The organism is Lentisalinibacter salinarum (assembly GCF_040706555.1).
GTDB lineage: Bacteria > Pseudomonadota > Gammaproteobacteria > Steroidobacterales > Woeseiaceae > Lentisalinibacter > Lentisalinibacter salinarum.
Map to the genome: position 1 here is coordinate 413,304 of NZ_JAPDRH010000004.1, position 12,408 is coordinate 425,711.

Genomic DNA, 12,408 nt, shown 5'->3' on the forward strand with positions numbered 1-12,408 from the left:
CCCCCCCCCCCCCCCCCCCGGATGATCGCTCGGGGTGGTCTCGGTTATGCTCCCCTCTGGCAGAAAGAGGGGAGTAGCCGACATGTCAGACCGTTTCCCGGGCCCGAAGACGCGCCGCATGCTCGAGCGTGGCATCCCCCTGTTCCGCAACGGCCTGAAGTTCGAGGCGGAGATGGAGAAAGCCGGCCTGCGCGGATTCCGTGCGGCCAACCAGATCGTGATCGACCGTGCCGCGGGGGACTTCATCTGGGACCTGGATGGCCGCAAATACATCGATTTCCAGAACGGCTGGGCCACCAACCCGCTGGGAAACGCGCATCCGGAAGTGGTCGAGGCGGTCGACGCTGCCCATCGCCGTTACGGTTTCCACTATGACCATCCGCTGCGCTACGACCTGGCAGAGCGGCTGGCGGATATCATGCCGGAGCGGGCGCTGCCGCGTTTCAGCTACGAGGTGTCCGGTACCGAGGCTGCCGAGGCAGCGGTGTATCTGGCGCTGACCCACACGAAGCGCCGCTACGTCATCACCTTCGCCTCGGCCTATCATGGTTCCGCACTCGCGACCAAGCTCATGAGCGGCTACGACCCGGGCGCCATGCGTTATCTGGAGGCCTGGGACGGCGGCATCATCAAGGCGCCGTATCCTTACAGCGATAGGCGGCCGGCCGGGATAGAGCCGGGGCAGTACGCAGAGTACTGCCTCTGGTATCTGGACAATCACATTCCGGGCTGCATTGCGCCCCGCGACAATATCGCCGCCGTGCTGGTGGAGCCGGGCCTCGCCGAGGGCGGCAACTGGATACCGCCGCGCAACTTTCTGCAGGGCATCCGCGAGATCTGTGACCGCAACGGCTGGCTGATGATCGTGGACGAGGTGCTGACCGGCCTCGGCCGTACCGGGAAAATGTGGGCGGTGGAGCACTACGGTGTGCTGCCGGACATCCTGGTGGTCGGCAAGAATCTCTCGGGAGGCATCGCTCCCTGCGCCGGCATCGCGGCGCGCGACGAGATACTGGGCGACGCCGACGACTTCGTGAGCGGCTCCACCTTCGCGGGCACGCCGGCAGGCTGTGCCGCCGGCCTGAAGACACTGGAGATCTTCGAGCGCGACGGTGTCGTGGAGCATGCGGCCCGGCTCGGTGCGATCGCGGCCGACATCATGGCGGGCTGGCAGCGCTACGGCATCGTGAAAGAGGTACGCGCCAACGGGCTGCTCATGGGCGTCGGTTTCCAGAGTCCGGACTCCGGGGAGAAGGACTGGTGGTATGCCCGCGCCGTGCGCAGCCGCATGCTGGACAACGGCGTCTGGGCCATCAGCGATCGCGAGTCCTCGATCCGGCTCTATCCGGCGCTGAACATGGACGAGGCGGTGATGCGCGAAGGGCTCGGGATCATGGAGGAGGCCATCGCCTGGGTGGATGGACACGGGCAGGACTACGGCGACAGCCCTGCCTGGCCGACGGGGGTGGCCGGTTTTTGAGCTCGATGGCGGCCAAGAAATCCAAATCCTGTCAACCGGCGCGCAGAGCGATATCGCAGAAGTCTGCCGTACTGGCGCGCTGAAAGATGCGCTCCTCGCTGCACCCGACTCGGGAAGAGGAATTCTGCGCTGGTAAGCGCCGCTGCTTCGATTCAGCCTCTGATCGACTGTCGCTTTGGTTCGGTGTCGGCCAACAGGGTGCATGACAATGGCAGGCACGATGATCTGGCCCATGCCCTATCGGGCAGCTTCGCCTTGTTGCCGATCTGCCCCCCGGAGTATTGTATACAGCGGGACGTCGCTCACAGGTCGCCTCACACAGTCCCGGCCGTGATGGCCGGCAGTATTTGCCAGTTCCCAAACAGGGGTGACTGTATGTCCACTTTTCAGAGGATGTTCGCGCTTGCCGTGGTGGTCGCGCTGGGCGCGCCGGCGGCTGCAGGGGCACAGGATTTCAGCTTCACCTACCTCGAGGGCGGCTTCATTGCCGGCTTCGTCAATGACGTGGAGGAGTCCGAGACGTTCACGGACAACGGCACATTCGATCTCGAGACCGATGCCGGCGGCGGCGGCTTCATCGGTGGCGCGTGGCAGTTCTCGAAGAACATGCACCTGTTCGGTGATTATTCCTTGACCGGTCAGGAGCTCGAGGTCAGGGACGGCATCGACACCGTCGAGGGTGATTTCGACGTGGTGCGGTGGCGGATCGGTGTCGGCTATGCCTACCCGTTCTCGCCGACAGCGAGCTTCTACGGGCGGCTCACCTTTGACAATGCCGAGTTCAAGGATGTGCGGGTCGCCGGATTCGATCTCGACGCCGACGTCGACGACGACGGTATTGGCGCCGAGGTCGGCATGATCTGGGCGGCGACACCAGTGCTCCACCTGCAGGGCCACGTGCGCTACACGTCGGTCGGCGAGGTCGTTACCAAGGGCTCCGATACCTTCGACTCGGACACCCTGGTCGCCCTGAACGGCCGCTGGTACTTGCGGCCTGACATCGCATTGATGACTGGCTACGAGTTCGGCAAGATCACCACCTGGAACGTGGGCGTGCGGTTCACGTTCTGAGTTTTTCCAATCCCGCTGCCTCTCCTACTTGAGCGAGCATGGCCGCGAAGCCCCTGTCGGAAGCGGTCATATTCCCGCAATCGGCCTTACGCTCGAGGCCGTGGACCCAGGATACAAGCCGTGCGTTTAGGGAGAACATCTTCCGGATAGAGCATGGCACTCCCAGTTGGGTTGTCGTCGTTGTCCAAATATCCAATTAATTATCCCAACGGCATGACATTCCTGCCATGAGCCACATGACTAATTGCCCACATCGCCGAGTAATACAGGTTGCGCCGATGATGGATTGGACGGAAGGGATCGGACTAGCATTGTAAGATCAGCAGCTTACGGATTCAGTCTATCGGCAAGACGCACCAATGTCGCACCTAATTTTCCGGTTGTTCTGCCATGAATTCGGTGTTGCAACGCTTTCCGGCGGCCATTTACCGACAAGCCCGTACTTCGTTGGAACACAGAATCTGGAGGAGCGGCCCGGAGACCCGATGGCCGAATCCAGGAGGGAAAGCCGCCGGCCGCCAGCGTGCTAAAGGTGCCGCGTAACGTCCATGCGGTAGTGCAAGACACGGACGATGAGAATCGCAGTATCCGTTGTCTGGTAGAACACGATGTGTGAACGGTGCTCGTAGCGGCGCAGGGCAGGCCCGAGCTGCTCGGCGCGTCGGCCGAGTCTCGCATTGGCCGCCAGTTGCTCAAAGCAGGTCCCAAGGTCGTCGCGATAGCGTCGCGCCTGTTCAATGCCGAATCGCTCGATCGTATATTCGGCGATCGCCTCGAGGTCCATCGCCGCCCGCTTTGAAAAACGGTAGTCAGCCATTCGATGCCCGGTATCGAGACTCCGCCGCGGCCCAGATATCGTCGAGACTGCGGTCGCTCGGGCCGCTGGCGAGGCCTTCGTCGATGGCGGCTTTCAGGGCACTGACCTTTTCCTGCTCCCGCCGGATCAGGTCGCGCAGATACTCGCTGTCATTGGTGTAATCACCGCTGGCAACCTGCGCCTTGATCCAATCGTCCTGGGCGTCCGTGAGTGTGATCGTCTTGCGTACTGTCGCCATCTACTAAGACTCCTCTATCGGCGTCATACGATTGATGCAATATAGCATAACGAAAGAGTACGCAGCTGCGTGAGCTGGATCGCGCGACGAAGGCCGGCGTGCTGCCTGAACGACTAGGTAGTTTATCTGATGCCCGGTCGAGTTCAGGTCAAAGACTCACTGTAAGTTCAGACGCCGTGGAGGCAGCTTTACGGGCAAGCAGGCCGGTGTCCAGAAAGCCGGGTTTTACTGGGCGGTCCGAGCTATTGGGGCCAAACCAACCGGCTACGAGCGGACGGTGAGCGATCTAAAGGCCCCGGGCGGGCCTTCTCAACCTGCCTGGGCCTGATCCCGGGCTTCACGGAACATCAAGATCGCCTGTAGCGCGAAGCCACCGGTCATCGCAACGAAGACGCCGAGCGATGCGTCTGCGCTCACGCCGAAAGCGTCGGTGACGAACAGGATCGCGGCGATGGGCATGATCGCCCGGCCACCCCAGCGGATTAGCCATGTGACGAGCCCTCGCTCGGGCAGCGTAAACGTGAATGCAACCAGCGAGAATGCGGCGAGGTGCAGTTTCATTCCCGAAACGAAGACATGCAGCGTGATCCGCTCGCCGGTGATTTCCTGCCCCGCGCCGGCGAGACCGAGCGAGCCCACCATCAGCAGGTTCTCGGATACATCCAGCACCATGGTGGCGAGAATCGCAAGCCCGCTAGCCCACGCGGCAGGCGGGCAGCGGTCACGAAAACCGATGACCGCGAAACAGACCGCCCCGGCATAGCAGAGTGCGAACAATCCATCGAGGAACAGCGCCGTTCGCAATGCCGGGTCGGCAGCCTGCAGAAAGGCGGTGAAGGTTGCCGGGTCCGAGAAGGTCTCCAACGGATCCTGTGCCGCCGTGCCTGATGACGCGAGGATGACAGCCGTACCCAGAAGCATCAGCGTGAGCGAGAGCACACTGAATACACCTGCAGTGCGAAGTGATTGCGCTACGTTCATACTGCGGACTCCGACACTTAGCGATAGGTTAGATCAACCGCCCAGGTAATCCCTGGACTACCAGCGCCGCTGAGATGCCTTACATCGCCGGTTCACGCTGCTTCCGCGCCGAATCGCCGGCATCGCCCGGCCACTTCCCGACGTAGCCGAGCCACCAAACTCTGAGACGTTCTCCGTCGGGCTAATCATCAAGCGCTTATCTTAAATTCTTGAAGACACGCGGGTCTATTGCCGCAGCGCCAAGCATCCCACCTAGCAGGGCTCCGGCGATGCCTGGCGTCGCAACGTCCTGACCCGAGAGGAACAACCCCGGCACCGGCGTCCGCGCATTGAGAGCGTCGGAAAGAAGACGGCGCGGTGTGGTTTCGATACCGTAGAAGCCGCCTTGCTCATGACCCGTGAAAGAGGCAGTAGCGAGTGGCGTGCCGAGCTCACAGTGGACAATTAGCGGTTCGAGCGCCGGGAACTTTGCAGCGAAGAACGCTACGAGCCTCGCTTCGACGTGCTGCTTGAGCGAACGCCACTCGTCTGCGCGTGTTTCGGTTCCGCCCTCGGCAAACTCAACCACATCGGACCATTCAGCCCAGACGAACGCCTCACCCGTATGTCGGTTCGAAGGCCCTGGATTGTGCATGGGATCCTTGAGCGACGGAAACGAGATGAACATCCACGGAATCGGCTCGTCGTCAGTCGGTGACCAGATGACGTCGTTGGTATTCCAGCTCTCGTAGAACCAGTGGTTTGCTCGCGTTGCGCCATGTCGGGCGATATCACCCTCGAAGCCGATGAAGATCTCGAAGTGACACATCGAGGGTTTGAATGTGGCTATCTCCCGGGCCCACTCCTGCTGACGAACATCCTCCGACAGCAAATGCCGAATGGTCACGTGGGCTCCGACAGCCGAGACGATGACCGGCGCCCGGAACTCTTCACCGGAGCTCGTGCGCACACCGACGGCTTTGCCGTCCTCGATCACGATGGCGCTGACCGGTGTGCCGGCGCGGGCGCTGCCGCCGGCTGCCTCGATCACCGGGACCAGACCCGCGGCGATCGCCGAGGCGCCGCCAAGGGGATAGGCGGCCCCTTCGAGGTAGTGGCCCATGATCAGTGCGTGCACAGCAAAGCTCGCCTCCGTCGGTTTGCCACCATAGGTGCCCCATTGTGCCGATAACACAGCGGCCAGCCGCGGATCGGATACGATTTCCTCGATCACCTCGTGAGTGGTGCGGCCACACCACCGCTCGAGCTTTCTCCTGTTCCACCAGCTATGGGCCGCGCGGAAGGGTTCGGGGAGTGCCCGCTCGGTGCTAACCGCCCGCATGGCGTCCTCGGCAGCGGCCAATGCTTCGAAATACGCGTCGATCTCCTCGGCGTGGCCGGGGAATCGATCCTTGAGTTCCATCTTGTATGCGTCGGCGGGGCGTCCGACAGAGATGTCCAGTCCATCCGGAAAGTGCAGCACGTCATAGACCGTGCCGACCGAACGGAACTCGATGGTCCTGCCGCTGAGCCAGTCGAGAATTCGCCCGGCGAACTGATCGTGGCCGAACAATCCGCAGTAGTGGAGACCGACGTCCCAGGTGAATCCGTCCCGGGAGAATGTGTGTGTGAGCCCGCCGATCGTCTGCGCCTGCTCCAACAGCAATACTCTGTGACCCAGGCGCGAAAGGGCGGCTGCCGTCGTCATGCCGCCCATGCCAGAGCCTATGACGATGACATCGAATCCATTGTCGTTTGTCTGCTTCTTCATACCATTGCCTCCCGATCTACACGGTGGCAACGTCACCAGCTCCGAGAATCCTGCATTTCTTCCCGAGCGCCTCTACCTCGCGTTTGAACCTCGCGTCATCCGCGACCCCGAACTTCCTCTTCCAAAGAAACGGAACATTGTAGTGACAGGGAATGACCAGTTCCGGATCGATAAGCTCGACCGCCTGGATTGCGTCATCGACATCCATCGTCCAGGTATTCTGGCCGAATCCTCCGATCGGGAGCATGAGTACAGTCGGTCTCAGACCCTCCCAATCGGTCAGAAGCAGCGAGTCACCGAGATTCAGTACCGATTTCTTCCCGATAGTGACCAGGAAAGCCATCGAACCGATGCCAACACGTTCGTCCGGGCCGGGCGCCTGCCTGTATGTGAATCCAAGCAGCGGCACCGCAATAGGCCCATGCACGGATCGAACGGCCTCAAAAGTGACGCCATCAAGCTTAATAGACTCACCGACATGGAGCGGGTGCAGGTTGTCGTATGGAACCCAGGATGTGAGCCCCCGACCACGCGGATCGACAACGAGCGTTTCTCCATTCTGCATCCTCGTCAGTCCGATACCGCACACGACATGAGCGCCCGACGCAGCGGCGATGCGGTCCGACTGCCAGTGATGGTCGGGATCGCCGTGCGTGATTACGATATGAGTAACCGTGGACCACAGTTCTTTCGGGATCAGACTACGGAGGGCGAAGATCCAGAGGTTCTGACCAGGATCGATTACGATTCTTGCGCCGCCCGCTTCGACGAGAAATGCGTTGTACAAGTAATGGGTGATCTTCACTGACACTACTCCATCTCCAGTCTCGGCCATTGCTGGAATCCGTCAATTATGGGTTGTACTGACGGCGGCTAACCGGAAGACGGCGTGCCTTCGAACCCGGTTGCGGTACCCTCGACCGTGGTGGGAGGAGTCGAGGATGTGTTCGGGACCCGGCGTCGAAATGCGAGATCTACAGATGAATGAGTGCCTGGCAATCCTACTAGCCGCATACCCACTCGTCCTTTCGGCGATCGCGATCTATTGGCAGCTTTCTGGTCGATACCGAAGCCGATCTGCTTGGGCTATTCGGACAATGGCGGCGTCGAGCATCACGGTCTTTGCTTATCTTGCGGCGCCGTGGGCATTTACCAGCTACTATCTTCGATTCATATTGCTCGGCATCTTTGCTGCCGTCTGCTGTTACTCGTACTGGAGGACCACGCGTAGACTCCTCCTTGTCCATGCGAGCAACATCAGCAGCCGCGCTCCCTCGGTGATCTTGCTCTTGCTGTTTGTCGGGCTGAACCTGTCAGCCGTCAGTCCACATTACTATCGCGCGGAGTCGCTTGGCGTGTCATTCCCGCTCGCGAGCGGTAGCTTTTACGTGCTGCAGGGTGGTCAGAGCTTCGCGACAAATCCGTTTCATGTCCTTGCAGACAGCAGTCACGCGCTGGATATTGTCAAGCTCAACGCCTTCGGAAACCGCGCCAACGGCATCGCGCCGCGAGAATTAACCGACTATATGATCTTTGGTGAACAGCTTCGTAGCCCTTGTGCGGGAAGTATCCGGAACATGCGAGATGGTCTGCCGGACAATCGCCCTGGTGAGCCGGATGTAGGACGTCCGGAAGGAAATTACATCGTCCTGTCTTGCTCGGGCATCGACGTGCTGCTCGCGCACCTGCGACGGGACAGTATCCGGGTCAGAGCTGGTCAAAGAGTCGCCCAGGGAGAGCTTCTGGCCAAGGTGGGCAGTTCCGGAAACTCAATGGAGCCCCACCTGCATATCGAGGCGAAGAGGAACAGCAAAGGAATCGGTCTCGTGTTTGATGAGCGAGTGTTGTCGACCAACAGCCTCGTGAGGGATGATCGTGTATATCCATGAGATATCCTACTTCTCCAAGAGTCGAGGGGCGCGTCCGGATAATTTTCACGCCAGAATAGCCACATGAATAATTGCTCACATCTCACGACGGGATGCCCGCCTGTTTCAAAGCCGGAGACGACAAGGCTCCCGTCGGGAGTTGAAAGTCGTCCGGCAACCCGCAATGCGCCGTCTACCGGGAGTCGACGCCGAGCAGGATTGTGCATTGTGCAGATATAGTGCCTGCATTGATGCGAATGCCTCGTGCGACCTTGAGTTATCGGCTCGGTTGGGCAGCGCGGAGAGAAAAGTCGCCACCGAACCGACGCCGGTACTGCGCCGGCGTTACGCCCACCAGCCGAACGAACAGACGGCGGAAGGAAGCCGGATCACTGTAGCCGACCGCGTCGGCGATGTCCTCGGCCGGGCGATCCGTACGCTCCAGCAGTTCCTTGGCGTACTCCACTCGCAGCTGTTGCAGATAACGCAGCGGCGTGACGCCGGCCGCGGCGCGGAAGCGACGCTCGAAGGTGCGCTGGGCCAGCCCGCTCGTCTCGCGGCTGCGGGCCAGGACGTCGCACTCCGTGAGATGTTCACCGATGAACTTCTGTGCGGCGCGCACGATGGAATCGGCGTGCTGCAGCCGTTCCTCGAGACAGGCATAGGGCAACTGGCTCTCCCGTGACCAGTCCACCAGATAGAGTTTCGACGAAGCGACGGCCGCCTCCTGGCCCAGCAGGCGCGCAATAAGATAGAGGACGAGTTCCGTCCAGAGCGAGCCGCCGCCGGCCGTCACCAGCCGGTGGCCCTCGCCGCTCGGGACCAGCGCGCGCTCGGGTTGCACGCGGATTCCGGGGTAGCGGCGCCTGAGCTCCCCGGCGTAGGCCCAGTGCGAGGTGGCGACCTGGCCGTCGAGCAGGCCGGCGGCAGCGGGGACTGCCACGCCTGAACATGCAGCCGCGATCACCGCTCCCGCGGCGTATTGTTGCCGGAGCCATTCCAGCACCGAGTCGTCGTGGGGCGGCATATCGCCGGTCGGCTCGCCCAGCGATGGGACGAAGACCGCGTCGAAGTTGTCGGCCTCGTGCACGGCGGCAGCCGGATGGATCAGAACGCCGTGCCAGCCGGTCACGGGCTTGCGGCCCGCCGCGACAATGACCGTCTCCAGGCCCGGGGCGCCGTCCATACCCCCGCCGCCGAGGCGCACGCCCGCGGTGCTGAAGATGTCCAGCGCGCCGAACAGCGCGCTCGCGTGCGCGGAGGGTACCGCGAGCAGGGCCACTCTGGGCTTGCCGACCGGATTTCGACTCTCTGTGGCGCGATCGGCCCGATTCTGTTCGTATCGCCTCTTCACGCTTCGCCCCCGCTGCGGAGAATGGCGGCCAGCTTCCCTAATTCGGAAAGGATCATGCTGGCAAGGACGGGAATTTTACTATACGGCGCGGTTGCCTACCTTTTGGCGCTCGCGAACATCGCCTACCTGATCGGCTTCATTGCGGACCGGGGCGTGCCGAAGGGCATCAACGACGGACCTGAGGGTCCGCTCTGGCTCGCGCTCGGGGTGGACGCCGGGCTGATCGCCCTGTTCGGGCTCCATCACTCGATTACTGCGCGGCGTCGCTTCAAGGCATGGTGGACGCGGATCGTGCCGCCGTCGATGGAACGGGCGACCTACCTCTATATGACGGCGGTCACTACGGCGTTGCTCGTCCTGTTCTGGCGGCCGATTCCGGTAACGCTCTGGGAGGTGGAAGGCGGCGTCGCCGGCGCCGCGATCGCGGCTGCCTATCTCGGCGTCTTCGGGATGATGTTCCTGGCCACCTTCCATTTCGGCCACCTCGAGTTCTTCGGGCTGCGCCAGGCCTACGACCGTTTCCAAGGCCGCGTTGGCCGTGGCACCGGGTTCGCGGCACGCTGGCTGTACGCCGTCGTGCGCCATCCCATCGGTCTCGGCTGGATGGTCGCGCCTTGGCTCACGCCGCACATGACAGCGGGTCAACTCGTCTTCGCGCTCGGGACGGCGTCCTACGTGCTGGCGGCCACGCCGCACGAGGAGGCCGACCTCGTGGCCGAGCTGGGCGACGACTATCGCCGCTACCGCCAGCGCGTGCCGGCCTTCGTTCCTGGGCGCGTTCCTGCCGCAGGCCGGTCCGCCACCGACGATATTTCCAGTCAACCTCAGGAGATCAACGGATGAACATCAAGCCTCCCAACCGAATCGCACGCAGCTACATCCAGCGCCTCGTTGCGCCGCCCTCCGAGGTCTTCCCGCTGCTCTGTCCCGTACGCGAGGCGGACTGGATCGAGGGCTGGGCGCCGCGGCAGGTGCTGAGCGAGAGCGGCCTGGCCGAGCCGAACTGCGTCTTCACGACTGCCGAAGGGGATAGCGAGGCCGTCTGGGTGATCACCCGTCATGATCCTGGAGTCTGCGCCGTTGAGATGGTTCGGGTTGCGCCCGGGGTGACGGTCTGCCGGCTCACCATCGAAGTGGTCCCCCACGGCGATGGCTCGGCCGCGACGGTGACCTACCGGCACACGAGCCTAGGGCCGGCCGGGGACCAACTCGTCGGCTCGTTCACCGAAGATTACTACCGCGGGTTCATGGAGGAATGGGAGAGGCGGCTGAACCACTATCTGAGTACCGGACGCATGCTCGTTTCGGCGGAGACGTCGGGAGCGGCGTCGTGACCGACAGAAGATCATGGGCAGGCGTACGGGCGTGGCTCATCGCGCCGGCGCTCATTTTCTGGATGGCGGGCAACTTCCTCTGTGTGACCGCATCGGCGGGGTCTGCGACGGACGGGTATCGGAATCCGCTGCCGACCGAGACGCTGCGCGTGCAGGGTCTGACCCGCACGGTGCGATACGTCATCCCCGGGAATCTAGCGGCGGAACCCGCGCTCGTGATCGCATTGCACGGCTCGGGGGGAGATGGCGAACGCTTCCGTCGCCTCACGTCTGCCGCTTTCGATGCCCTAGCCCGCGAACACGGTTTCGTCCTCGCCTACCCCGATGCGCTGGGCGGCCAGTGGAATGACTGCCGCGCCCGCGCCCCCTATCATCGAGCGCTCGCCGGCGTCGACGACGCGGCATTCCTGGAGGCCGTCCGTGAGCGCGCGAGATCGAGGGTCGGCCGGCGGCTGGCGGCGGTGTTCGTCGTCGGCTACTCGAACGGCGGGCACATGGTGTTCCGGCTGGCGCTGGAGACGCCGCGTCGATACGACGCCTACGCTGCCATCGGCGCACACCTGCCGGTGCCGGACGAACTCGACTGTCTCGACGGCAGCGCGCCGGTGTCGATGATGATCGTTAGCGGGACCGAGGACCCGATCAATCCGTGGGCGGGCGGCGAGGTTCGTGCCCCGGACGGTGCGCCGCGGGGCCGGGTGCAGTCGGCCGCCGCGACGGCGGCGTATCTGCGTACGCTCGCCGTGCTGACGGATGCCCCGGAGGTGACCGAATACCCCGATCGGGATCCCGGTGACGGTAGCCATGTGACGATCGAGAGCTGGGGCGAGCCGCCGGAGGCGACTGTCGCGTTGATGAGCGTCGCTGGCGGCGGCCACAGCCTGCCCCATCCGCATGCAGCCTTTCCGCAGCAGGTGGTCGGTCGTACCGCCCGTGACATCGATGGCGCCCGGGCTGTCTGGGAGTTCTTCGCGCGCCACATCAACCGAGGTCCGGGAACAGTCAATCCAACTCGCGATTGAATTGGCTCTTCCTATTGATCCTGGCTCCTGGGCGCGAAAACGTTCTGTTTTGGCGACCAGCAGTTGAGCTACTTTTGACAGCGGTGACCATAGCCGCGGAGCCCATTCGGATCGACCCATTCAAGAATTCCCCATTCGCCATCCTGAAAGATATTCTCAATTTGGCAGACCATCGTCGCTTTGGCGAATTCTCTGGCAAACATCTCTCGTATTGCCTCTCGACCGACAACGGGATCTCGAACAACTTGATGGTTTGTCGCATCCTTCGAGTAACAATCAGCGATTGCATCCGCGTCCGCTCTATTGAAACAATCGACCCACTTTTCGATTATTTGTCGAATAGCGTAGGGGCCGGACTCGTAGATTGCATGCTTCGGGAATCCGAGGCAGTTGACATACCAAATGGCCAGAGCGCCCGGGTCAGGGGCGGCGAACTTGGGTGCAGTGTGAGATCCGTCGAGCCAATTAGTCATGCGAGTCATCTCGCACGTTG

13 protein-coding genes are annotated in these 12,408 nt (G+C 62.5%); 6 read left to right on the forward strand and 7 right to left on the reverse strand.

Annotated features, from left to right (window positions below; translation table 11 throughout):
* The first annotated feature begins 82 nt into the window (after window positions 1-82).
* The gene (locus tag ACJMKZ_RS17450; protein WP_405234498.1) at window positions 83-1,480 is read left to right on the forward strand and encodes an aspartate aminotransferase family protein; all 1,398 of its coding nucleotides are present in this window, start codon (window positions 83-85) and stop codon (window positions 1,478-1,480) included.
* 375 nt (window positions 1,481-1,855) lie between these two features.
* Window positions 1,856-2,551, forward strand: a complete 696-nt coding sequence (locus ACJMKZ_RS17455; RefSeq protein WP_405234499.1) for an outer membrane beta-barrel protein — start codon at window positions 1,856-1,858, stop codon at window positions 2,549-2,551.
* A gap of 526 nt (window positions 2,552-3,077) precedes the next feature.
* On the opposite strand, the gene ACJMKZ_RS17460 is transcribed toward ACJMKZ_RS17455, so the two are convergent.
* The 5 genes from ACJMKZ_RS17460 to ACJMKZ_RS17480 all read right to left on the reverse strand — a co-directional run bounded on the left by ACJMKZ_RS17460 (window position 3,078) and on the right by ACJMKZ_RS17480 (window position 7,172).
* Complete coding sequence (locus tag ACJMKZ_RS17460) at window positions 3,078-3,368, reverse strand: type II toxin-antitoxin system RelE/ParE family toxin (RefSeq protein WP_405234500.1); 291 nt, start codon at window positions 3,366-3,368, stop codon at window positions 3,078-3,080.
* Window positions 3,361-3,606 carry a type II toxin-antitoxin system ParD family antitoxin gene (locus ACJMKZ_RS17465; RefSeq protein ID WP_405234501.1) on the reverse strand — a complete coding sequence of 82 codons (246 nt, stop codon included), beginning with the start codon at window positions 3,604-3,606 and terminating at the stop codon, window positions 3,361-3,363. The genes ACJMKZ_RS17460 and ACJMKZ_RS17465 overlap by 8 nt, the downstream gene beginning before the upstream one ends.
* Window positions 3,607-3,915: 309 nt before the next feature.
* Entirely contained in the window at window positions 3,916-4,587 is a 672-nt protein-coding gene (locus ACJMKZ_RS17470; protein ID WP_405234502.1) for a hypothetical protein, read from the reverse strand.
* A 196-nt stretch (window positions 4,588-4,783) separates the two neighbouring features.
* Window positions 4,784-6,337, reverse strand: a complete 1,554-nt coding sequence (locus tag ACJMKZ_RS17475; protein ID WP_405234503.1) for a phytoene desaturase family protein — start codon at window positions 6,335-6,337, stop codon at window positions 4,784-4,786.
* Window positions 6,338-6,353: 16 nt separating this feature from the next.
* Complete coding sequence (locus ACJMKZ_RS17480; protein WP_405234504.1) at window positions 6,354-7,172, reverse strand: MBL fold metallo-hydrolase; 819 nt, start codon at window positions 7,170-7,172, stop codon at window positions 6,354-6,356.
* 145 nt (window positions 7,173-7,317) lie between these two features.
* Between ACJMKZ_RS17480 and ACJMKZ_RS17485 the strand changes: the two genes are divergently transcribed.
* On the forward strand, window positions 7,318-8,226 hold the full coding sequence (locus ACJMKZ_RS17485; protein ID WP_405234505.1) for a M23 family metallopeptidase: 909 nt from the start codon (window positions 7,318-7,320) through the stop codon (window positions 8,224-8,226).
* A 256-nt stretch (window positions 8,227-8,482) separates the two neighbouring features.
* On the opposite strand, the gene ACJMKZ_RS17490 is transcribed toward ACJMKZ_RS17485, so the two are convergent.
* A complete protein-coding gene (locus ACJMKZ_RS17490) occupies window positions 8,483-9,487 on the reverse strand; it encodes a GlxA family transcriptional regulator (protein ID WP_405234506.1) in 1,005 nt (334 codons plus the stop codon).
* A gap of 93 nt (window positions 9,488-9,580) precedes the next feature.
* On the opposite strand from ACJMKZ_RS17490, the gene ACJMKZ_RS17495 reads away from it, so the two are divergent.
* Genes ACJMKZ_RS17495 through ACJMKZ_RS17505 form a run of 3 tightly spaced genes read left to right on the forward strand, consistent with a single transcriptional unit; the run spans window position 9,581 to window position 11,915 of the window.
* Window positions 9,581-10,402 (forward strand): methyltransferase family protein, encoded by an 822-nt coding sequence (locus ACJMKZ_RS17495; RefSeq protein WP_405234507.1) that lies wholly within the window; start codon window positions 9,581-9,583, stop codon window positions 10,400-10,402.
* A complete protein-coding gene (locus ACJMKZ_RS17500) occupies window positions 10,399-10,893 on the forward strand; it encodes an SRPBCC family protein (protein ID WP_405234508.1) in 495 nt (164 codons plus the stop codon). Before ACJMKZ_RS17495 ends, ACJMKZ_RS17500 begins: the two co-directional genes overlap by 4 nt.
* Window positions 10,890-11,915, forward strand: a complete 1,026-nt coding sequence (locus ACJMKZ_RS17505) for an alpha/beta hydrolase family esterase (protein WP_405234509.1) — start codon at window positions 10,890-10,892, stop codon at window positions 11,913-11,915. The genes ACJMKZ_RS17500 and ACJMKZ_RS17505 overlap by 4 nt, the downstream gene beginning before the upstream one ends.
* A gap of 68 nt (window positions 11,916-11,983) precedes the next feature.
* Here ACJMKZ_RS17505 and ACJMKZ_RS17510 read toward each other — a convergent pair whose 3' ends face one another.
* On the reverse strand, window positions 11,984-12,397 hold the full coding sequence (locus tag ACJMKZ_RS17510; RefSeq protein ID WP_405234510.1) for a YybH family protein: 414 nt from the start codon (window positions 12,395-12,397) through the stop codon (window positions 11,984-11,986).
* Window positions 12,398-12,408 lie beyond the last annotated feature (11 nt).

Coding starts and splice junctions, on each gene's coding strand:
- ACJMKZ_RS17450 (WP_405234498.1), top strand. CDS start 83: ATGTCAGACCGTTTCCCGGGCCCGAAGACGCGCCGCATGCTCGAGCGT.
- ACJMKZ_RS17455 (WP_405234499.1), top strand. CDS start 1,856: ATGTCCACTTTTCAGAGGATGTTCGCGCTTGCCGTGGTGGTCGCGCTG.
- ACJMKZ_RS17460 (WP_405234500.1), bottom strand. CDS start 3,368: ATGGCTGACTACCGTTTTTCAAAGCGGGCGGCGATGGACCTCGAGGCG.
- ACJMKZ_RS17465 (WP_405234501.1), bottom strand. CDS start 3,606: ATGGCGACAGTACGCAAGACGATCACACTCACGGACGCCCAGGACGAT.
- ACJMKZ_RS17470 (WP_405234502.1), bottom strand. CDS start 4,587: ATGAACGTAGCGCAATCACTTCGCACTGCAGGTGTATTCAGTGTGCTC.
- ACJMKZ_RS17475 (WP_405234503.1), bottom strand. CDS start 6,337: ATGAAGAAGCAGACAAACGACAATGGATTCGATGTCATCGTCATAGGC.
- ACJMKZ_RS17480 (WP_405234504.1), bottom strand. CDS start 7,172: ATGGCCGAGACTGGAGATGGAGTAGTGTCAGTGAAGATCACCCATTAC.
- ACJMKZ_RS17485 (WP_405234505.1), top strand. CDS start 7,318: ATGAATGAGTGCCTGGCAATCCTACTAGCCGCATACCCACTCGTCCTT.
- ACJMKZ_RS17495 (WP_405234507.1), top strand. CDS start 9,581: ATGGCGGCCAGCTTCCCTAATTCGGAAAGGATCATGCTGGCAAGGACG.
- ACJMKZ_RS17500 (WP_405234508.1), top strand. CDS start 10,399: ATGAACATCAAGCCTCCCAACCGAATCGCACGCAGCTACATCCAGCGC.
- ACJMKZ_RS17510 (WP_405234510.1), bottom strand. CDS start 12,397: ATGACTCGCATGACTAATTGGCTCGACGGATCTCACACTGCACCCAAG.